Origin of the sequence: Streptomyces sp. NPDC006235 (genome assembly GCF_040613735.1) — a bacterium.
GTDB lineage: Bacteria > Actinomycetota > Actinomycetes > Streptomycetales > Streptomycetaceae > Streptomyces.
The window spans coordinates 172,958-193,250 of record NZ_JBEXSR010000012.1; the positions used below are offsets into that span (position 1 = coordinate 172,958).

The 20,293-nt window shown below is 70.9% G+C and carries 20 protein-coding genes and 1 pseudogene; 13 read left to right on the forward strand and 8 right to left on the reverse strand.

Features of this window, described 5'->3' with window-relative positions; translation table 11 throughout:
- The first annotated feature begins 6 nt into the window (after nt 1–6).
- From ABZ192_RS17315 to ABZ192_RS17340, 6 genes are all read left to right on the forward strand, one after another.
- Nucleotides 7–1,236, forward strand: coding sequence for a sugar ABC transporter permease (locus tag ABZ192_RS17315; protein ID WP_356925321.1), 1,230 nt, complete (start codon nt 7–9; stop codon nt 1,234–1,236).
- Nucleotides 1,233–2,132 carry a carbohydrate ABC transporter permease gene (locus ABZ192_RS17320; protein WP_149830125.1) on the forward strand — a complete coding sequence of 300 codons (900 nt, stop codon included), beginning with the start codon at nt 1,233–1,235 and terminating at the stop codon, nt 2,130–2,132. The genes ABZ192_RS17315 and ABZ192_RS17320 overlap by 4 nt, the downstream gene beginning before the upstream one ends.
- 58 nt (nt 2,133–2,190) lie before the next feature.
- On the forward strand, nt 2,191–3,813 hold the full coding sequence (locus ABZ192_RS17325; RefSeq protein ID WP_356925322.1) for a glycoside hydrolase family 13 protein: 1,623 nt from the start codon (nt 2,191–2,193) through the stop codon (nt 3,811–3,813).
- Nucleotides 3,814–4,018: 205 nt separating this feature from the next.
- Nucleotides 4,019–4,513, forward strand: coding sequence for an aminoglycoside phosphotransferase family protein (locus ABZ192_RS17330; RefSeq protein ID WP_356925323.1), 495 nt, complete (start codon nt 4,019–4,021; stop codon nt 4,511–4,513).
- A 191-nt stretch (nt 4,514–4,704) separates the two neighbouring features.
- The gene (locus tag ABZ192_RS17335; RefSeq protein ID WP_356925324.1) at nt 4,705–5,628 is read left to right on the forward strand and encodes an aminoglycoside phosphotransferase family protein; all 924 of its coding nucleotides are present in this window, start codon (nt 4,705–4,707) and stop codon (nt 5,626–5,628) included.
- 166 nt (nt 5,629–5,794) lie between these two features.
- Nucleotides 5,795–6,709 (forward strand): aminoglycoside phosphotransferase family protein, encoded by a 915-nt coding sequence (locus ABZ192_RS17340; protein WP_356925344.1) that lies wholly within the window; start codon nt 5,795–5,797, stop codon nt 6,707–6,709.
- Nucleotides 6,710–6,851: 142 nt separating this feature from the next.
- Here ABZ192_RS17340 and ABZ192_RS17345 read toward each other — a convergent pair whose 3' ends face one another.
- Together ABZ192_RS17345 and ABZ192_RS17350 are read right to left on the reverse strand one after the other, a co-directional pair.
- Nucleotides 6,852–7,373 (reverse strand): HIT family protein, encoded by a 522-nt coding sequence (locus tag ABZ192_RS17345; RefSeq protein ID WP_356925325.1) that lies wholly within the window; start codon nt 7,371–7,373, stop codon nt 6,852–6,854.
- Nucleotides 7,374–7,909: 536 nt separating this feature from the next.
- Nucleotides 7,910–8,497 carry a TetR/AcrR family transcriptional regulator gene (locus ABZ192_RS17350; RefSeq protein ID WP_356925326.1) on the reverse strand — a complete coding sequence of 196 codons (588 nt, stop codon included), beginning with the start codon at nt 8,495–8,497 and terminating at the stop codon, nt 7,910–7,912.
- A 102-nt stretch (nt 8,498–8,599) separates the two neighbouring features.
- On the opposite strand from ABZ192_RS17350, the gene ABZ192_RS17355 reads away from it, so the two are divergent.
- The 3 genes from ABZ192_RS17355 to ABZ192_RS17365 are packed head-to-tail and all read left to right on the forward strand — an operon-like array spanning nt 8,600 to nt 10,976.
- Nucleotides 8,600–9,031: a tautomerase family protein gene (locus ABZ192_RS17355; RefSeq protein ID WP_356925327.1), complete on the forward strand. Its 432-nt coding sequence runs from the start codon at nt 8,600–8,602 to the stop codon at nt 9,029–9,031.
- Nucleotides 9,024–10,034 (forward strand): alcohol dehydrogenase catalytic domain-containing protein, encoded by a 1,011-nt coding sequence (locus ABZ192_RS17360; protein WP_356925328.1) that lies wholly within the window; start codon nt 9,024–9,026, stop codon nt 10,032–10,034. The genes ABZ192_RS17355 and ABZ192_RS17360 overlap by 8 nt, the downstream gene beginning before the upstream one ends.
- A gap of 48 nt (nt 10,035–10,082) precedes the next feature.
- Complete coding sequence (locus ABZ192_RS17365; RefSeq protein ID WP_356925329.1) at nt 10,083–10,976, forward strand: phosphorothioated DNA-binding restriction endonuclease; 894 nt, start codon at nt 10,083–10,085, stop codon at nt 10,974–10,976.
- Nucleotides 10,977–11,038: 62 nt separating this feature from the next.
- Here the strand turns inward: ABZ192_RS17365 and ABZ192_RS17370 are convergent, their stop codons facing one another.
- Nucleotides 11,039–11,896, reverse strand: a complete 858-nt coding sequence (locus ABZ192_RS17370; protein WP_356925330.1) for an alpha/beta hydrolase — start codon at nt 11,894–11,896, stop codon at nt 11,039–11,041.
- Nucleotides 11,897–11,983: 87 nt separating this feature from the next.
- Here ABZ192_RS17370 and ABZ192_RS17375 point away from each other — a divergent pair, with 87 nt between their 5' ends.
- Both ABZ192_RS17375 and ABZ192_RS17380 read left to right on the forward strand, forming a co-directional pair.
- A complete protein-coding gene (locus ABZ192_RS17375; protein WP_356925331.1) occupies nt 11,984–12,463 on the forward strand; it encodes a MarR family transcriptional regulator in 480 nt (159 codons plus the stop codon).
- A 93-nt stretch (nt 12,464–12,556) separates the two neighbouring features.
- Nucleotides 12,557–13,360, forward strand: coding sequence for a GNAT family N-acetyltransferase (locus tag ABZ192_RS17380; protein ID WP_356925332.1), 804 nt, complete (start codon nt 12,557–12,559; stop codon nt 13,358–13,360).
- A 54-nt stretch (nt 13,361–13,414) separates the two neighbouring features.
- On the opposite strand, the gene ABZ192_RS17385 is transcribed toward ABZ192_RS17380, so the two are convergent.
- Nucleotides 13,415–14,461 (reverse strand): LacI family DNA-binding transcriptional regulator, encoded by a 1,047-nt coding sequence (locus tag ABZ192_RS17385; RefSeq protein WP_356925345.1) that lies wholly within the window; start codon nt 14,459–14,461, stop codon nt 13,415–13,417.
- A 395-nt stretch (nt 14,462–14,856) separates the two neighbouring features.
- On the opposite strand from ABZ192_RS17385, the pseudogene ABZ192_RS17390 reads away from it, so the two are divergent.
- Nucleotides 14,857–15,284 (forward strand): annotated as a pseudogene (locus tag ABZ192_RS17390) (DUF3459 domain-containing protein); the annotation flags it as partial.
- 30 nt (nt 15,285–15,314) lie between these two features.
- On the opposite strand, the gene ABZ192_RS17395 reads toward ABZ192_RS17390, so the two are convergent.
- The 4 genes from ABZ192_RS17395 to ABZ192_RS17410 all read right to left on the reverse strand — a co-directional run bounded on the left by ABZ192_RS17395 (nt 15,315) and on the right by ABZ192_RS17410 (nt 19,310).
- Nucleotides 15,315–16,715 carry a HAMP domain-containing sensor histidine kinase gene (locus tag ABZ192_RS17395; protein WP_356925346.1) on the reverse strand — a complete coding sequence of 467 codons (1,401 nt, stop codon included), beginning with the start codon at nt 16,713–16,715 and terminating at the stop codon, nt 15,315–15,317.
- Between the two features lie 18 nt (nt 16,716–16,733).
- Nucleotides 16,734–17,453 (reverse strand): response regulator transcription factor, encoded by a 720-nt coding sequence (locus ABZ192_RS17400; protein WP_356925333.1) that lies wholly within the window; start codon nt 17,451–17,453, stop codon nt 16,734–16,736.
- Nucleotides 17,454–17,569: 116 nt separating this feature from the next.
- Entirely contained in the window at nt 17,570–18,646 is a 1,077-nt protein-coding gene (locus ABZ192_RS17405) for an LLM class flavin-dependent oxidoreductase (protein WP_356925334.1), read from the reverse strand.
- Between the two features lie 61 nt (nt 18,647–18,707).
- A complete protein-coding gene (locus ABZ192_RS17410; RefSeq protein WP_356925335.1) occupies nt 18,708–19,310 on the reverse strand; it encodes a TIGR03086 family metal-binding protein in 603 nt (200 codons plus the stop codon).
- Between the two features lie 62 nt (nt 19,311–19,372).
- Here ABZ192_RS17410 and ABZ192_RS17415 point away from each other — a divergent pair, with 62 nt between their 5' ends.
- Entirely contained in the window at nt 19,373–20,203 is an 831-nt protein-coding gene (locus ABZ192_RS17415) for an AraC family transcriptional regulator (RefSeq protein WP_356925336.1), read from the forward strand.
- The last annotated feature ends 90 nt before the right edge of the window (nt 20,204–20,293 follow it).

Below are 20,293 nucleotides of genomic sequence, written 5' to 3' on the forward strand. Positions count from 1 at the left end.
GCCGCCATGGTTTCCCGTCCGACGCGCCGCTCGAGCCGGGCGCCCGGCGGCGCCACCCCCACCGCCACCCCGGCGTCCGCAGCTGCGGACCCCCGAACGGCCGGCTCACCGGGCACACCTGACACGCCCGGTGGGACCGGTCCGCACGCGGCGCCCCGCGCACACCTCGCCCCGCGCGCGGGGCGCCGCCGGGAAGGACTCTGGGGCTGGCTGTTCGTCAGCCCCATGGTGATCATCCTCGGCCTGTTCCTGGTGCTGCCGATCCTGATGGCGGCTTGGGTGAGCCTGCTGAACTGGGACGGCCAGTCCAACCCGTTCAGCGGCCAGGCGACGTTCGTGGGCCTCGGCAACTACCGCGCACTCCTCACCGAGGACGGCCTGGACCGCACGCTGTTCACGACCTCGCTGCGCAACACCGCCTACTACGTGCTGCTCACCGTGCCGCTCCAGACCTGCCTCGCGCTGGGCCTGGCCATGATCGTCAACCAGCGGCTGCTGCGCGCCCGGGGCGCCCTGCGCACCACGTTCTACTTCCCGTCGGTCACCAGCTCCATCGCCGTCTCCACCATCTTCCTCTTCCTGTTCCAGGGCAGCGGCGCCGTCAACACGCTGCTGTCCTGGGCCGGGATCAAGGGACCCAACTGGTTCGCCGACTCGCGCGGCGTGCTCTCACTCCTGCTCGGCGCCCTCGGCATCGTCGACCCCGACAGGCCCTCGGGATTCCTGGCCGACCACTCCTTCATGGGCCTTTCGTGGTTCGAGTGGCTGTCCGGGCCGTCCGTCGCGATGTGCACGCTCATCGTGCTCGCCGTGTGGACGACGTCCGGCACCCTGATGCTGATCTTCCTGGCCGCCCTCCAGGACGTCCCCCGGGAACTGGAGGAATCGGCCGCCATCGAAGGCGTCAACCGTCTGCAGCTGCTGCGCCATGTGACGCTGCCCGCCCTGCGACCCGTACTCTTCTTCGTCCTCACACTCGGCATGATCGGCTCGTGGCAGGTCTTCGACCAGGTGTACGTCGTGAGTCAGGGCGGCCCGGCCAACACGACACTGACGCCCGCCTTCCTGTCCTACACGGCGGCTTTCGGTGACGGCGACTTCGGCCAGGGCGCGGCCATCGCCTTCATCCTGCTCGCCCTGATCCTGGCCATGACCGTGCTGCAGCGCTGGGCGCTGCGCGAGCGCGTCCCCCAGCCCAGCTCCCGTATCCGTCTCCGTCTCGGGAGGAACCGATGAAGGCCAAGGCCACGGCCGTCCGGGCCCAGGAACGCCCCGTGCTCGGACGGCACCCGACGCACCTGCGGATACTTGGATACACGCTCGTGCTGGGGCTCGGGCTGCTGTATCTGATGCCGTTCGTCATCCAGCTCGTTACCGGGTTCAAGACGGACCCGGACGCGGCGGCCCACCCCCTCGGACTGATCCCGTCCCCGCCGACGACCGCCTCCTACCAGCGACTGTTCGGGCTGAGCCAGAACGGGGACGGCGTCCCCTTCCTGCGCTGGCTGGGCAACTCGACGTTCATCGCCGTCGTGGCCACGGCCGGGCATGTGCTGTTCGACTCCATGGCCGGGTACGCGCTGGCCCGGCTGCGCTTCCGGGGACGCACGCTGCTGTTCGGCTTCGTCATCGCCGTGATGGCGGTGCCCGGCATCGCCCTGCTGATCCCGCGGTTCCTGGTGCTCAACACCCTCGGGCTCTTCGACACCTACACCGGCATGATCCTGCCGATGCTGGTGGGCGCGGGCGGCATCTTCATGATGAAGCAGTTCTTCGAGTCCATCCCGCGGGAAGTGGAGGAAGCCGCGCGGGTGGACGGCGCCGGGGTGTTCCGCACCTTCTGGTCGGTGGTCCTGCCGATGGCCCGGCCCGCCCTGATCACTCTGACCATCCTGTCGTTCCAGGGCTCCTGGAACGAGTTCACCCACTTCCTGGTCGCCACCCAGTCCGCCCAGTACGAGACGCTGACGACCGGACTGGCCCGGTTCGTCTCCGGTGGCCTGGGCAGCGGCACCCAGTACCCGCTGAAACTGGCGGCGGCCCTGCTGTCGACGCTGCCGGTGGCGGTGCTGTTCTTCTGCTTCCAGCGCTACTTCGTCCGGGGCGCCAACGCCGGAGCCGTCAAGGAGTAGCGGCGGGCGAACCCGTAGCGACCCGCACCGCGCCCCCACCGAAGGAGTGCAGAACCGCATGCCGACAACCGGTAACACCGCACCGTGGTGGCGCAGCGCCGTCATCTACCAGGTCTATATCCGCAGCTTCGCCGACGGCAACGGTGACGGCGTCGGCGACATCGCCGGCCTCCGCTCCCGTCTGCCGTACCTCAAGTCGCTCGGTGTGGACGCCCTCTGGATCAACCCCTGGTACAAGTCCCCGATGGCGGACCACGGTTACGACGTGGCCGACTTCCGCGAGATCGACCCGCTGTTCGGCACCGTCGCCGAGGCCGAGCAGCTCATCGAGGAGGCACACGGGTACGGGATCCGCGTCATCCCGGACATCGTCCCGAACCACACCTCGGACCAACACGCCTGGTTCCAGGCGGCACTGGCCGCCGGCCCCGGCACTCCGGAGCGGGAGCGCTACATCTTCCGCCCCGGCCGCGGTCCCGACGGCACTCAGCCGCCCAACAACTGGGTGTCGGTCTTCGGCGGCCCCGCCTGGACCCGGCTGCCCGACGGCGAGTGGTACCTGCACCTGTTCGCTCCGGAACAGCCCGACCTCAACTGGCAACACCCGGAAGTGCGGGAGGAGTTCGAGTCGATCCTGCGGTTCTGGTTCAGCCGGGGCGTGGACGGCTTCCGTATCGATGTGGCGCACGGCCTGATCAAGGACCCCGAACTGCCCGACCTGCCACCCCGCCAGGACACGGGACACCCGCACTGGGACCGCGACGGGGTCCACGACATCTTCCGGACCTGGCGCCGGCTGGCCGACGAGTACGGGGGCGACCGGGCGTTCGTGGCGGAAGCCTGGACGGACACCCCGGAGCGCCTCGCCGCCTACGTCCGCGGGGACGGCCTGCACACCGCCTTCAACTTCGATTTTCTGATGGCCAGTTGGGATCCGAAGGACCTACGTACGGTCATCGACGACTCGCTCACTCTCCTCAGCGCGGTCGACGCGCCGGCCACCTGGGTGCTCTCCAACCACGACGTCATGCGCCACGCCAGCCGCTACGCCCGCAAGACGGTCAGACGCTGGTCACCCACCGAGCCCTACCGACCCGACGGACCCCCCGACCCGGCCCTCGGCACCCGCCGCGCCCGCGCGGCGGCCCTGCTGATGCTCGGCCTCCCCGGCGGCGCCTACGTCTACCAGGGTGAGGAACTCGGCCTGCCCGAGGTCGAGGACCTCCCGGAATCCGTCCTCCAGGACCCCATCTGGGAACGCTCCGCCCACACCGACCGCGGCCGGGACGGCTGCCGGGTTCCGATCCCCTGGTCCGGCCGGACCACCCCCTTCGGCTTCAGCCCCGACGGCGCCTCCGCCGCCCCCTGGCTCCCCCAACCCGCCAACTGGGGCGAGCGCACCGTGCAGGCACAGACCGGCGACAAGACGTCGATGCTGGAGCTCTACCGCACGGCCCTGCACCTGCGCCGCGAACACCCCGCCCTCGGCGACGGCACCCTCACCTGGCTGGACAGCCCCGAGGGAGTCCTCGCCTTCAGTCGCGGCCAAGGCTTCACCTGCGTGGTCAACCTCTCCGCCGAGCCGTACCCACTCCCCGAACACGCCTCGATCCTGCTCTCCAGCGGCCCCGTAGAAGACGACCTGCTGGCACCTGACCAGGCAGCCTGGCTCTCGGCATAGCCACCACAGGAAAGAACGTCGGACAACTGCCCGCCCCGATCCACCCCCTGAGACAGCCAGGGCCTGTCCGGTGCCCTCCCCGCCCACCGGACGGGCCCTGGCTCTTCCGCCCTTCCAAAGCGCGGCAACCTCTCGCCGCGCACAGTTGTGATCGTGAGGGAGATGCGGTGACTGCTGAGGTCCACAGCAACGCAAGCCGGTAGAGGTGCCCGAGGCCCTTCGGGGCTTCGACCGCCGGCAGCACCAGGGCGAGGCGGGGCGCCGGTGGCCGGCGGCCCTGCCGGACACCGGCGCCGAGTGGTGCGACCGGTGGAACCTGGAGGTCGACGGGCAGCCCATGCACGGTTACCACAGCCTCGTGGTGCCGGTCGGCCGAGACGGCGAGCCGCCGGCGCTGAAGCTGACCTGGCCCGACCGGCATACGGAGGAGCAGATGCCAGCGCTGCGTCTGTGGGACGGCCTCGGCGCGGTCCGGCTGGTCGACGCCGACATCGCGGCGGCCGTGGTCGGGGGCGTGGGCATCACCCTGCACGGCGTGTGGTGGTACACCGCACTCAACCACGCGTGCCCGCCGGACGCGCGGGGCAGGCTGCACGACGCCGCCGTCCCCGGATTGTGGAGCCCGTCGGGATGGCTGGGGCTGTGCCCGCTGCGGCGCTGGTCGGGGTGGGCGCCGTGGCCGGGCTGGGCGCTGGGGTGATCATGCTCGCCGGATCCCTTACGCGGCTCGTCCCCCGCTTCAGCCGCTACGGTGCGGCGGGACCCGTCCGCCGAAGGCACCCGCTTCGCCCGGCCGGCCGGAGCGGTCCCGGGGCCGCTGACCGACCGTGACCGGTACTCGACCCGTGACCAGTGATCGACGTGACCGATACCTCCGCAGGAGATCCCGCCATGAGCCCCAGCCAGGACAGTTCCGTGCCCACCGCCGAGCGGCCGGTGCCCGACCTGGACCTCGCGCGCCGGCTCGTGCGCGAGCAGTTCCCCCAGTGGGCCGAGCTGCCGCTTTGCCCGGTCGAGCCGCAGGGCTGGGACAACCGCACCTTCCGCCTTGGCTCCGACCTCGCGGTCCGGATACCCAGCGCGCGGGGTTACGACGCCCAGGTCGAGAAAGAGCACCGCTGGCTGCCGGTGCTCGCCGAAGTGCTGCCACTGCCGATCCCGAAGCCGGTCGCCAAGGGTGCGCCAGGCCCGCTGTTCGACGGTCCGTGGTCGGTGTACGCCTGGTACCCCGGGCAGACGCTGAACCGCGCCGGTGCCGGGGAAGCCGATCTGGCCGCTGTCGCGGTGGGCCTGGGCGAGTTCCTGACGGCCCTGCGCGCCACGCCGACGCAGGACGCCCCGCCGCCGGGGACGCACAACTCCTCGCGTGGCGCCGAATTCACGGTCTACGCCGACGAAGCCATCCTGGCTCTCGCCGGGCTCGTGCCCGAAGTGCGGGAGGTGGGCGAGCGGTGCGTCCGCCGCGCCACGGAGTCTTCGTGGATCGAGGCACCGGTGTGGCTGCACGGCGACATCGCACCCGGAAACCTGCTGCTGAGCGAGGGACGGCTCTCGGCGGTCATCGACTTCGGCTGCTCCGCCGTCGGGGACCCTGCCTGCGACCTGGTGGCCGCGTGGACGATGTTCGACCGCGAGACGCGTCCGCTGTTCGTCCGCGCGGCCGGTCTGGACCAGGACACCTGGCACCGCGCCCAGGGTTGGGCGGCCTGGAAGGCGGCGATCACCCTTGCCGGGGCCGACAGCACGCCGGAGGCGCGGTCGCTGGCGGAGCGAACCCTCGCCGAGCTGGCCGAGGACGTCGCGCAGCAAGCCTGAATCGGGCGGGAGTCAGGCCACCTGCACCACGATTCCCGACGCCTCGACAGTGCGGCTACGACAGCGACGACGGCTGTGAAGTGGCTGGTGCCGGGCTGCCGACAGGCAAGGTCGCGCGACAAGAAACAGGTTGCAGTTGGAGAACCTGACGCGGATGCTTTTCACCGTGAAGATGCACGCCAACCAGCTGACGGTGTCGCCTGAGACGGTGCGCACGTTGGTCGATCAGCAGTTTCCTGAGTGGCGGAGCCTGCCGGTCAGGAGCATCGCTGCGCAGGGTACGGTCAACGCCCTCTTCCGTATCGGTGACCGGTTCGCAGCTCGATTCCCTCTGGAGTCCGCAGAAGTCGAGCCGACCCGGCGCTGGCTGGAGTCCGAGGCGGAAGCAGCTCAAATGCTGGCAGGTCGCACGCGTTTCCCCACGCCCGAGCCGGTCGCGCTCGGTGAACCCGGCGCAGGCTACCCGCTTCCGTGGTCTGTGCAGACGTGGCTGCCCGGGATCGTGGCCGCCGATGAGGACCCCGGCGAATCGGTGGCGTTTGCCCACGACTTGGCCGATCTCATCGGCGACCTGCGCGCTATCGACACGCGTGGCCGCACGTTTGCCGGTACAGGCCGAGGAGGCGACCTGCAAACCCATGACGCCTGGATGGAGACCTGTTTCAGGCACAGTGAGCAACTCCTGGACGTTCCTCGGCTTCGCCGTATATGGGCAACTTTGCGCGATCTGCCGCGAAGTGCGGCTGAGGACGTCATGGCCCATTGCGATCTGATTCCTGGCAACGTGCTCGTGTCCGCCGACCGTCTGGCGGGGATTCTCGACGTTGGCGGCTTCGGACCGGCTGACCCTTCTCTGGATCTCGTGAGCGCATGGCATCTGCTCGAGGCCGGACCGCGGCAGGTGCTCCGTGATCATCTGGGCAGCGACGACCTTGAATGGGAGCGAGGCAAGGCGTGGGCTTTCGTTCAAGCGATGGGGTTGGTCTGGTACTACGTCGAAAGCAACCCGGCCATGAGTCGGATGGGTCACCGATCCTTGGAGCGCATCCTGGCGGACAGTTCGCTTCGGTCATCGACGTGAGGACGATGGGCCGGCGATGAGATGGATGTCGGTCAGGCAGCAGCCTTCATCACGGCCGGGGCGATCGGTGCCCGTGCTGATCGTCGAGTCGGCTGCTTCTTCGCCCAGTCGACTATCCGGGCTCCCGGGACTTGAGATCCGGTCACAGCACCCGGAGTCCGCCGCGGGCCGCGATGCGTTCACGGATACGCGCGGCCATGTCGACGGACTCCTCGGGGCTCATGGCCAGCACACCGCCTTCAGCCATCAGGGCGTGGAACTGCTGCTGCTCATAGGGCACGTCCGGCGGCAGGCAGGCGATGTGCCAGTGCAGATGCGCGTTGCCCTGCTGGCTCCCCAGCGAGTACAGGTACGTCCGCTCGGCTCCCACGCAGTCCTCCACCGCGAGGGCGACCTCCCGAACGACGAGCATGAGCCGGACGTACGCCTCTTGGTCGAGATCACGAACGACATGCTCGACATGCCTCTTCGGCGCGACCAGGACCTTGCCGGCCAGGGTGGGCCACCGGTCGAGGAAGGCGACGTGGTCCTCGTCCTCGAAGACCGTGTGATGCCCGTAGTCGGGGTGCCCCGAGACAAAGGCACACACGAAGCACGGCCCACGACGCGCCCTGTCCTCGTAGGCGTCCAAGTCAGCTCGCTGCCGTTCCGTGGAGTTCGTCACGCGTTGATGCGAGGCACGGGGCGTGATCATCCACCGAGTATGGCGAGGCGGTAAATCCCGCACAAGGCGTCGTGGCCAGCCTCCAGATCAGCGTGGGCGGGGGGGGCTGCGTCCCGACCGGCCGAAGGCACGTCCAGGGCACATCCAGGGCACATGAGCATGGGAAACGGCGTAGACCGATGAGAACTGCGGGGAGGTGTTCCCGCAGGTCAACGCACATCCCGCCAAAAAACCCCAGGTCAGCACCCCACCTCTTCCAATCGCTGCACGAGTGGCAGGACTTCTCGCATCGGTTGCATGAGGCGGGGCATCAGCCGTATTGCCTTGTTTGGCCCTGAGCCGAGGTTTCTTGGTGTTCGGGCGGGGTCCTTCGGGCCTCGCCCTTTTCCGTGCCGAGACGGGCCGTCACCCACAGTTCCGACCGATCTGCCCACCGAGCCCCGAGAGCTCACCGGCTGCGACCCCGAATCAGACGACCTTCCTGGAAGACGTCAGCCAAGACAGGAAGACTCTGGCGCCTATCCGTCGCGGCCGCGTCAGCGCTCGATCGCGCCGGCGACGAGTGCCTGCAACTGCTCGGCGGTGTCATCGAGCGGCTGTGCGCTGCGTTTGGCGCGGCACATGGCGACCGTGCCCTCCACGGCCGCGACGACGAGCGTCGCGAGCTGCGCGGCCCGTTCCTCCTCGCTGCCGTGCTCGCGCAGCGAGGCGGCCAGCAGGGCCTCCCACTGGGTGAACACCTCTGCCGCGGCAGCCACAGCGGGCGGGATCTCGTCGGCCGGGGGCTCCTCGATGGCCACGGCCAGCACGGGGCAACCGGCGTGGAAGTCGCTGTCGACGACGATCTTGCGCCACAGGGCGAGGAACGCCCGCAGCCCTTCGACCGGCCCCGACTCCAGCTCCTTGCGCAGGCTGCGGGCCACCCACTCGCCCGTGTACCGGACGGCCTCGGTGGCCAGTTGCTGCTTGCCCTCGGGGAAGTAGTGATACGTCGAGCCGAGCGGCGCCTTGGCGTGCTTGGCCATCTCCCGGATGCTCGTGGCGCTCAGGCCGCGCCGACTGATCATGTCGGCGGCCCCGGCCACGATCCGCTCACGCGACGGCGGCGCACTTCGCTCGGCCACTTGTGCACATCCCCTCTGGCTATAACGGCCGTCATAGTCTACCGTGACCTCTCGTTATAACGACTGTCATAGAAACGGCCGTCGCCGATTCGAGGAGCTCCCATGCCGATGATCAAGCTGACCGTCCCGACCGGTGCCCTCACCGATCAGGGGCGCACGACCGTCCAGCGCGACCTGGCTGCCGTGCTGCTGCGCTGGGAGGGCGCGCCCGACACCGCCTTCTTCCGCGCGCAGGCGTGGAGTTACCTCGTCGAACTGCCCGAGGGTGCCCAGACCACCGCCGAGGACGACGCACCGCGCTTCCTCGTGGAGGTCGTCGTCCCGCAGGGCGCTCTGTCCGAGCGCCGCAAGGCGGGGCTGGTCGCGGAGGCGACGCAGACCGTCCTGGGCGCCGCCGGCCTCGGCCCGGAGGACACGCCGCGGGTGTGGGTGCTGGTGGACGAACAGCCCGACGGCACCTGGGGCGCGGGCGGCTCCGTCGTCCGGTACGCCGATCTGGTGGCACTGGCGAAGGGGCAGCGCACCGATGCGTGAACTGACCTACGTCGCCCAGCGCACCGTCGCATGGCGCGAAGCACCCGACCCCAGGATCCAGGCGGACGGCGAGGCGATCGTCGCGCCGGTGGCCGCCACCCCGTGTGACGTCGACTCCGCCATCCTCGCCGGGCACGGCTTCATCGAGCCGCCCTTCGCCCTCGGCCACGAGTGCGTCGCCCGGGTCGTGGAGACCGGCGACGCCGTCACCACCGTCGCGCCCGGCGATCTCGTGGTCGTCCCGTGGTCCGTCAACTGCGGCGACTGCGACCGCTGCCGGGCCGGGCTGACCGCGCACTGCACCGCCGTGCCCTACATGGCGATGTACGGCGCGCCGATCGGCGGCACCTGGGGCGGGCTCTTCTCCGACCTCGTCCGCGTGCCCTACGCCGACGCCATGCTCGTACCCCTGCCCGCCGGCCTCGACCCGGTCGCCATGGCCTCCGCCAGCGACAACTGGTCCCTGGCCTGGCGCCTGGTCGCGCCCCACCTCAGGGCCCGGCCCGGAGCACGGGTGCTGGTCGTCGCCCGCGGCAGCATCGGCCTCTACGTGTGCGACATCGCCCGCGCGCTCGGCGCCTGCGAGGTGCTCTACGTCGACCCCGCTCCCGAACACCGCGAACTGGCCCGCGCGTTCGGGGCCGCCACCGCCGAGACGCTGGAGGCGGTCCCGCAGGGCTTCGACATCGCCGTGGAGGCCACCGGCCGTGTCGACCAGCTCGGTCTGGCCCTCAAGTGCCTCACCCCGGAGGGGATCTGCGAGAGCGCCGGCAACCACTTCCGCCCCGGCGAGTTGCCCCTGCTCGACATGTACCTCACCGGCGTCACCCTGCGCGTCGCCCGCGACAACGTACGCGCCCACATCCCCGACGCCCTCGCCCTCGCCGCCTCCGGCAAGGTCACCCCCGAACGGGTCGTCTCCCACGTCATCGACTGGGAGGACCTGCCGGCCGCGCTGCCGGAGAAACACCTCAAGCCGGTCTTCGTCCGGTCGGATGCCTGACCGCCCCTGTTCCCCGGGGGCGGGAGGGCTTGTCTACGATCGGCCGCCATGGACTGGCTGGAGCGCATCGCGAACCTGAGACAGTGGACCAGGAGCGGAACCCGCGCTCCGCACAAGCCGCTGCTGCTCCTGTACGCCCTCGGTCGGTTCCAGCGGGATGCGGAGGACGGCCTGCGATACAGCGCGGTGGAGCAGGAGCTGCAGCGGCTCCTGACCGAGTACGGCCCGCCGAACAAGACGACTCCCGCCTACCCGTTCCACCACTTGGTCAGCGACGGCGTATGGGACGTGCGTACCGATCGCGGGCCCGGCAGCCCCGGGAGCGGGGTACGGGACCTCCGGGAGACGGGTGCCGTCGGGCAGTTGACGCCGGATCTGAGAGCGGCGCTGCGCCGGGAACCGGAACTGCTGGGGAGGGTGGCGCGATTACTGCTCGATCTGCACTTCCCGCCCTCTCTCCACAGCGAACTGTGTGAGGCCGTCGGCCTGGAACTGGAACCGGGCGAGCTCCAGCAGCCGGCGACGACGCGCAGACGGCGGGACCCGCGGATGCGGGAGCTGGTCCTGACCGCATACGAGTACCGGTGTGCCTTCTGCGGTTACGACGGCAGGATCGGCGCGGTGCCGGTCGGGCTGGAGGCCGCCCATGTGCGCTGGTGGGCCTTCGGCGGCCCCGACGCGATCGAGAACGGGCTGTGCCTGTGCTCGCTGCATCACAAGCTCTTCGACAAGGGCGTCCTCGGCGTGGGGGACGATCAGCGCATCCTGGTCTCACAGCGCTTCATCGGCCACAGCCCCGCCGCCCGCGAGTACGTCGTGGCCCTCGCCGGCCGCCCGCTCGTCGGACCGCAGCCCGGTGTGCGCTCAGTCGCCGCGGCTCACCGCACGTGGCACGCCCGCCAGGTCTTCCGCGGCGAACCACGCCCTGCCGCGGCCGTCTGAACCGACCAGGGCCTGGAAGGGGCCCCGGCTGACCGATGCCACGACCCCGGCCCGACGCCGCCTCAGACCAGGAACTCCGCCAGCAGGCGGTTGAGTCCGGCAGGACGCTCGGTGGGGATGGAGTGGTGGGAGGCGTCGGGCAGGGTGACGACACTCGCGTCGGGCAGGAGCCGGCGGGCGGCTGCCGCTACGCGTGGCACATCGTGAGCCCGACTGTGTTCGGCCAGGAGCACCAGGGCCGGGACCGTACAGGCCCTCACCTGCTCTGCCCTGGGGCGTCGCATGGCGACGACCTTCGACCGCCGGGCGGTGGCGGTGCTGTCCAGGAACGCCCGCCACACCGGGTCCTCGGGGGTGCGGCCGGTCTCCCAGCGATGGAAGGCCCGTACGCGCTCCACGGTGGGCTTCAGCAGCATCGGCAGCCCGTGCATGAGGTACCGCGCACTCATGCCGGCGAAGCAGTTGGTCGGGTCGAGCAGCGCGAGTCTGCCGAGCCGGTGGGGCGCGTGCAGCGCGTAGTTCAGGGCGATCCAGGCGCCGTAGGAGTGGCCGCACAGATGGGCCCCGTCCAGGTCCAGCCCGTCGAAGAGCGCGTCGAGCCATGCCACCAGGTCGGCGGCGCCGCGCAGGGGCGCCCCGTCGTGCACGCTGCGGCCGATGTCGCCCATCAGGTCGACGGCGTACACCCGATGGGCGGGGGCCAGGGCTGCGACGGTGGCGAACCAGACCACCGACGTTGCTCCGCCGCCGGGCAGGAGCACGACGGGAACGCCGTCCTCAGGGCCGCAGACCTGGACGCGGGTGCTGCCATAAGGGGATGGCACGTCGACGCTGTGGACCTCGACGGGCCACTGCCGCAGGACGGCGTCGTACGCCGCGAAGAAGACCGCCTCGTCACCATGAACCCCCGCCTCACCCATGGACGCCACCTCACCCATTGGACCCCCGCCGTATGATTACTCGGTCATCGATAATCTCGACTGTCGAGATATTACGGGAGTGAGAGCGTGGACGACCAGGACCCCGGTCTTCAACTGGTCCATCTGCTGCGCGCCGTCACCGTGGAACTGGACCTTCTCGCCGCCGAGTTCGCCGGCCGCGAGGGGCTTCATCCCACGGATGTGCGCGCACTGATCCACCTGCTGGACGCCGGCCGGGAGGGCGTGCGGGCCACCCCCGGATGGCTCGGCGCGCAGCTGGGTGTGAACTCGGCGTCGACCACTGCCCTGGTCGACCGGCTGGAGCGGCTGGGACTCGTGCGCCGGGAACGGGACACCCGCGACCGCCGGCGGGTGCTGCTGGTCGTCCAGGACGAGGCCGTCGCCCTGGGCTGGTCGTTCTTCGGTCCGCTGATCCACGAGATGGTCGCCGAGATGCGGTCCTTCGAGGAGGAGGAGCTGGCCACGGTGCGGCGCTTTCTGCAGAGCATGCGCGAGGTGGCCGCCGCCCGGCGCCGGGCCCAGCAGGACGGCTCCGCCGGACGGTGAGAGCGCGGGCGGGATGAGCCGGCCCCGGAAAGGGCAGTACGTGTACGGGCCGGGCAACTCCCGTGCCCTATTGCCGACTTGGGGGGAATGGTCATGCGTGATCTCACGGACTCGATCGAATCGGTGGAGCAGCTCGCCGCGGTGTGGCGGGTCATGGTGCTCGACCGGGATCCGCAGGCGGACGTCCGCGATCTGCCGGGAATCGCCGTCCGCTGGGCTGACTGCCGGTTCACCTTCTGGAACTGCGTCACGTTGACCGAACCCGGCACCACCGCCGGGCTGCTGAAGCAGCGGCTGGACGAGGTCGCGGAGGTCATGCGGGCGAAGGAACACCCCGGTTTTCTGTGGGTCTTCGAGGATCTGCTGGACGACGAGGCACGCGCGGGGCTCGGGGACGCCGCCGAGCGGGCCGGGCTCGTGCACGCCTTCGCCGGGACGGGCATGGCGGGGGATCTGCTGCCCCTCCCCGAACCCGCCCACCCCGACCTGACGTTCGTACGCGTGACGACGGACGATCAGCTGCGCGCCTTCGCCGACCTCAACTCCCGTGCCTACGGCTTCCCGCTGGAGGACGGCCGTGACGGTCTCGGCCGCTCCTCGCTGTGGAAGAGCCAGGTGTACGCCTACCTGGGCGTGCGCGCCGACGGCACTCCCGTCACCTGCGCCGCCACCGTCGAGGCCGACGGCCGCCTCTTCGTGCTGCTCGTCGCGACCGATCCGGCGTGGGAACGCCGGGGATACGGAGAAGCGGTGACGCGCAAGGCCCTGCACGAGGGCGGCCGGGCCACCGGACTGACCCGGGCGACCCTGCACGCCACCGCCGCCGGAGCGCCCGTGTACCCGCGCATCGGCTTCGAGACGAACTCACCGATGCGGTTCTTCGCCCTCACGGATTGATCAGCCGGTTCTTCCAAGGGTGCGCATGCCACTCGCGCATGCCACTCGCGCATGTCACTCGCGCCCCTGTTCGCCGCCCCGCTCCCCCTCGTCCCGGTCCCTGGCCCGGGGCGCCGGAGCGGTCGTGGCCCGCGGGATCACACACGTCGGGAGTACGACATGCCGCTCGTGGTCCGCCCCGTCGTCGTCGATGAGCTTGAGCGCCAGCTCCCCGGCCTCCCGCCCCATGTCCGACGGCGACTGGGCGACCGTGGACAGGTCGAACCAGTCGGCCAGCGGCTGGTCGTCGAAGCCGAGCACGGAGATCCGCTCGGGTACGGGGATCTGCGTCTTGCGCAGGTTCCAGATGAGGGCGACGGCGACCTCGTCCTGCTCGGCGAAGACGGCGGTGGGCGGCTCGCGCAGGCTCAGCAGCATGCCGAGCACCTCGGCGGCGGCGCGCTTGTCGCCGACCCGCGTGGACACCACCAGGTCGTCGTCGAGCGGGACCCCCGCCTCGGTGAGCGCCTGCTGATAGCCCAGCAGCCGTTCGTTGGAGCTGAAGGAGAAGCCGCTCGCGCCCACCGTCTGGACGAAGGCGATCCGGCGGTGGCCGAGGTTGAGCAGGTGCCGGGTGCCGTGCAGAGCACCGGCCACGTCGTCGACGTAGATGCTCGGGCGTCCCTCGACGTGCTGGCTGACGTAGATCACCGGCATGCCTAGGTCGTCCAGCCGCGCGGTCTCCTCGTCGGTGAGGTCGAAGGAGAACACCAGGAGCGCGTCGGCGTTGCGGCGTGCCGGGAGGTGCTCGAAGAACGCGGTGCGCTCGGCCAGGTCCGGGACCTCGTAGACGTTCAGCTGCATGCCGGCCGCCCGCAGCAGCGGGGCCAGGCTGGACAGGGCGGATCCCATGAACCAGGAGTTGAGCGTCGGGACCAGCACCGCCACCGTCCCGGTCCGGCCCGTGACCAGGCTTGCGGCCTGCCGGGACACGGCGAAGTTCAGCTCGCGCGCGGCCTTCTCGACGCGGGCCCGCACCTCCGGCGAGACCGTGGACAGGCCGCGCAGCGTGCGCGAGACGGTGGAGGTGGAGACCCCGGCCCGTTCGGCGACGTCGGCCATCGTGGGGTGCCGTTGAGCTGGAGGCATGAGCGGACGTTAGCACAGGAATTCGCTCTCCGACCCCGGAACATGACAGCGCTTTCACGGCGATGCGCCCCGACCGGTCAGCGGATTAATCCTCTGTAACACATTGACTTCGACACAGGCCGCCCCTAACTTGCAAGCGCTGTCCCAACAGGCTCGCGTTCATCCCAGATCGAGCCCCGACATGGGCACTGACGTGCTAGTTCATTCTCATTGCTTCCGTGACAGCGCAGTCTCACCAGCCTGACCCCCGGTTCCGCACGACCAGGAGAGACAGTGACGACCAGAACCACCACCACAGCGGCCGCGCTCGCTGCCACCGGGCTTCTTCTCACCGCTTGCGGCAGCGGCTCCGGGCAGGCCGGGCCACGTGGGAACGCTCGGGCCACACCGACCGCGGCCGTGACGGCTGCCGCGTCCCCATCCCCTGGTCGGGCCAGGCCGCTCCTTACGGTTTCAGCCCCGCCGGTGCGACGGCCGAACCCTGGCTGCCGCAGCCTCCCGACTGGGCCGCACTGAGCGTCGAGGCCCAGACGGAGACCCGGACTCGATGCTGGAGCTCTACCGCACGGCCCTGCGCATCCGCCGCGAACACCCCGCCCTCGGCGACGGCACGATGACCTGGCAGGACGGCCCCGAGGGGGTGCTGTCCTTCAGCCGCGAGCCGGGGTTCCTGTGCGTGGTCAACCTCTCGACGGAGCCGTGCGAGCTGCCCGCACACACCGAGCTTCTCCTGGCCGGCGGGCCGCTCGAGGACGGCCTGCTGGGGCCCGACCAGGCGGTGTGGCTGGCGGTGTAGGCGTCCGAATCGCGCGGCACGGAACCAGGGTCAGTCCAGCCCCCCGCCCACGGTGAACCCGATCACCGTCCCGCCCCCGTCCCGGCGGAACGCGAACGGTGCTCCGCCGTGGGCGAGGGCCACTTCCCGGACGATGGACAGGCCCAGGCCCGAGCCCGGCAGGGAGCGGGCGTCGGCGGCGCGGTAGAAGCGGTCGAAGACGCGGTCGAGGTCCTTGTCGGCGATGCCGGGGCCGCGGTCGAGGACCTCGACGCGGATCGTGCCCGGGCGGGCGGGCCCGGCCACGACGATCTCGATGGGGGCCGTGCCGCCCTGGTCGAACTTCACCGCGTTCTCGACGAGATTGGACAGCGCCCGGGTCAGCATCCCGGGCCGCCCGTCGGTGGTGGTGTCGCCGCTCGCGCGGAGCAGGATCCGCCGGCCGCTGCGGCGCCGGGCGAGGCCCGCCACCTCCTCCGCGAGGTCGGCGACGTCCACCCGCTGCGGCGGCTCGGTGTCGGACTGCCCGGCCGCGAGGTCGACGAGCTCGTTGACCAGGTCGGTCAGCTCGCGGGCCTCCTGGCCGAGATCGGCGACCAGTTCCTCACGGGTCCGGGGCGGGAGTTCGTCGATCCGGCGGAGCAGGGAGATGTTCGTGCGCAGGGAGGTCAGCGGCGTACGGAGCTCGTGGCCCGCGTCCTGGACCAGGCGGCGCTGGTCCTCCTCGGACTGGGCGAGCCGCCCCAGCATGCGGTCGAAGGCCCGGCCCAGCCGGCCCACCTCGTCGTGCCCGGCGACGGGCACCTGGATGCCGAGCCGGCGCGTGCGGGCGACGTCCTCGGCGGCGTCGGTCAGGACGACCAGGCGGCGCGTGATCCGCCGGGCCAGCCACCAGCCGAACAGGCCGGCGGCGATCACCACGGCCGCCATCAGCAGCAGCGTCCGCCGCTGCAGCGCCCGCAGCAGGTCCTCTACGTCGCTGAACTCCTGCGCGACCTGCACCGCGCCCCGGCCGCCGCCGAGGGAGACGGTCGCGACGCGGTAGACGTCGTCGCCCACGTCGACGTCCTTGTGCTCGGCCACCCGGCCGGACGTCAGGGCCCCGGCGATCCGTACGTCGGCGCCGGTGACCGGCAGTCCGGGGCTGCCCGGGTCGACGACATGGCCGTCCGGGCCGAGCACCTGCACATCCGTCCGGGCGGGCCGGACCAGGTCGTGGCCCGGCGCGGCGGACGAGAAGTCGCCGGGCGTCATGTGGTTCTGCCGCACCTCGTCCCGCAGGTCCTGCACGACCTCGTCGAACACGGTCTGCTGGTCCACCCGCACCAGCCGGGCCGCCGCGCTGTACGACAGGATGCCGACCAGGATCGTCACGGCCGCCGTCACCGCCGCGAACGACACGGCGAACGTGGTGCGCAGCGAGACCAGCTTCAGCCGCCGCCCGCCCAGCATCCGGCCGATGCGGCCCACTCAGTCCTCCCGCAGCACGTAACCCACGCCGCGCACCGTGTGGATCAGCTGCGGCGCGTCCGGCTCGTCGAGCTTGCGCCGCAGATAGCCGACGTAGACGGCGAGGTTCTTCGAGCCGGGGCCGAAGTCGTAGCCCCAGATACGGTCGTAGATCGTCGAGTGGTCGAGGACGATGCCCGCGTTGCGGACCAGCAGTTCCAGCAGTTCGAACTCGGTGCGGGTCAGCTCCAGCTCGCGGGCGCCCCGCCAGGCCCGGCGCGCCTGCGGGTCCATGCGGATGCCGGCCGCCTCGATGAACCGCTCGGGGACCGGCCGGGGCGCCTCGGCCGCGGGTGCGCCGCCGACGCCCACGGGGCTCGTGCGGCGCAGCAGGGCGCGCAGCCGGGCGAAGACCTCCTCCACGTCGAAGGGTTTCACCACGTAGTCGTCGGCGCCAGCGTCCAGGCCGGCGATCCGGTCGGCGGTCTCCACGAGGGCGGTCAGCATCAGGATCGGCGTACGGTCGCCCTCGGCGCGCAGCACGCGGCACACCTGGAGCCCGTCGATGCCGGGCATCATCACGTCCAGGACGAGGACGTCGGGACGGTTGCGGTGGGCCTGCGCCAGTGCCTCGACACCGTCGGCGACCGCCATGACCTGGTAACCCTCCAGGGTCAGGGCGCGCTCCAGGGCGTTGCGGATGGCGCGGTCGTCTTCGGCGAGCAGCACTGTTTGGGACACGCGTCCAGTGTGCCCCGCCGCCGGGTCCGCGGGACCGGATGAGCTGCACCGGAGCGTCCTTCTTACTGCCCTCTCACCAGGGGCGCGCAACCACAGGCCCGGTGACTACCGTCCTCTCACCCTCGGGCCGCGGCGAGCCGGGCCGCGTGCGTCGGGGCGTCCGGCACGTGGACCGGGCGGCCCCTGGCGAACTCCTTGCGCAGCACCGGTACGACCTCCTCGCCCAGCAGGTCGATCTGCTCCAGCACGGTCTTGAGCGGCAGCCCGGCGTGGTCGACCAGGAACAGCTGGCGCTGGTAGTCACCGGCGTAGTCACGGAAGGCCAGCGTCTTCTCGATCACCTGCTGCGGGGATCCGACGGTCAGCGGTGTCTGGTCCATGAAGTCCTCCAGCGACGGCCCGTGCCCGTACACCGGCGCGACGTCGAAGTACGGCCGGAACTCACGGACGGCGTCCTGCGAGTTCCGCCGCATGAACACGTGCCCGCCGAGCCCGACGATCGCCTGCTCGGGCGTGCCGTGCCCGTGGTGCGCGTACCGCGCCCGGTACAGCTCGACCATGCGGCGGGTGTGCTCGGCCGGCCAGAAGATGTTGTTGTGGAAGAAGCCGTCGCCGTAGTACGCGGCCTGCTCGGCGATCTCCGGCGAGCGGATCGACCCGTGCCAGACGAACGGCGGTACGCCGTCCAGCGGGCGGGGCGTGGCGGTGAAGCCCTGCAGCGGCGTACGGAACTTCCCCTCCCAGTCGACGGCCTCCTCGCGCCACAGCCGGTGCAGGAGGGCGTAGTTCTCGATCGCGAGCGGGATGCCCTGCCGGATGTCCTGGCCGAACCAGGGGTAGACGGGGGCGGTGTTGCCGCGGCCCAGCATCAGGTCCACCCGGCCGTCGGCCAGGTGCTGGAGCATCGCGAAGTCCTCGGCGATCTTCACCGGGTCGTTGGTGGTGATGAGGGTGGTGGCCGTGGAGAGGATCAGCCGCTCGGTGCGGGCGGCGATGTGGCCGAGCATGGTGGTCGGGGAGGACGGCACGAACGGCGGGTTGTGGTGCTCGCCCGTGGCGAAGACGTCGAGCCCGGCCTCCTCGGCCTTCAGCGCGATGGCGACCATGGCCTTGATGCGCTCGCGTTCGGTCGGCGTCCGGCCGGTCGTCGGGTCGGGCGTGACGTCGCCGACGCTGAAGATCCCGAACTGCATGATCGCTCACCCTCCAGGTTGTTTACTCTTCAACCGTACCTGGGGGACAACAGGCAGGTCATCACGCCCGGTACGGATCCCTGCCGGTCTGCCCGAGCAGCCGCTCGAAGGCCGACGCACCCTCCGCCACCGGCACCGGCTCCGCGAACACACCGGTCGACCGGGCCGTCGGGGCCAGCTCGGCGACCGTGCCGGCGAGCTGCTCCAGGACCGGTTCCATCCCGTGGTCCGCCCGGTACTCCTGACCCGTGGCACGGGCCAGGTCCCACGCGTGCACGGTCAGATCGAGCAACGCCATCGAGCCGACCAGCCGCGCGGGCATCTGCCACGCCCCCGCCGTGCCCTCCTCGGCACCCGGCGCCGACCAGGCCGCCACCAGCCTGTCCGTCTCCTCGGCGAACCGCTCCCGCCAGTCCGGCCCCGCGCCGACCCGGTCCGGCGTCGTGGAGAAGTCCGACTCCCCCTTGGCGGCCAGCTTCTGGAACTCCACGACCACCTGGAAGAGGTGGTTGACCAGGCCCTTCACGTCGTAGTCGGCACACGGTGTGGGCGCTGAGAGCGCCTCGTCGGGAACCGCCCGGACCACAGGCACGGCCCGCTCACGCGCCACCGCCAGAAGATCGCCCAGGGTGTGGCTCTTCACTTCACTGCGCTCGGTGTCCATACACCGACCGTAGGGACGCCCGGGACCGCCCTTCTTGAAGAAACGCGACGTACGATCCGGCCATGGAGGCACCCCGCCACGACACCCGCGGGATCGTCGACCCGTCCGGGCTGCTGAACCGCGTGCGATTCCGCCGCCACGAGCCCGCCGAGCCGCTGCGCCGGTACGTCGAGTGGTACTGGCTCATCGACTGGGACCTGCCCGCGCCCTACGCCTCCCACATCGTCCCGCACCCCGCCGTCAACCTCACCTTCCAGTGGGACGGGGTGGACGACGAGGACGCGCCCTACGGCGAGGTCACCGGCGTCGCGCTCGGCCTGTACACCAGGAAGCTGTCCGGCCGGGGCCGGGTCTGCGGGGCGAAGTTCCGGCCCGGCGGCTTCCGGCCGTACGTACCCGGGGCGCCGGTTTCCCGCTGGACCGGCCGCACGCTGCCCGCCCAGGAAGTGTTCCCGCAGGTCACCGGTGACACCGCCCGCGCGGTCGTCACCCCCGCGGACGACCGCGCCCGGGTGGCCGCGCTCGATGCCTTCCTGCTCTCCCTGCCCTGCGTCCCGGATCCGCAGGCCGACCTCGCCATCGACCTCGTCCGGCGCATCCAGGCGGACCGCACCGTACGCCGCGTCGGCGACTTCGCCCGCGCGCGAGGACTGTCGGTGCGGGCGCTGCAACGGCTCTTCTCCACCCATGTCGGCGTCAGCCCCAAGTGGGTCATCCTCCGCTACCGCATCCACGAGGCCCTGGAACAGGCCGGCACCCGCAACGACGTCGACTGGGCCGCCCTCGCCGCCGACCTCGGCTACGCCGACCAGGCCCATCTCGTGCGCGACTTCACGACGACGGTGGGAGTACCCCCGGCGGCCTACGCCGCCGGAGCCCGGGCCGGGCGCTAGGGCCTGTCGTTTGGATCAGGTCGCAGGGAACCGACAGCGCTGATCAGCGCCGGTGAGCGGGGTCTGGTGCGTGCAGATGCAAGGCGGAGG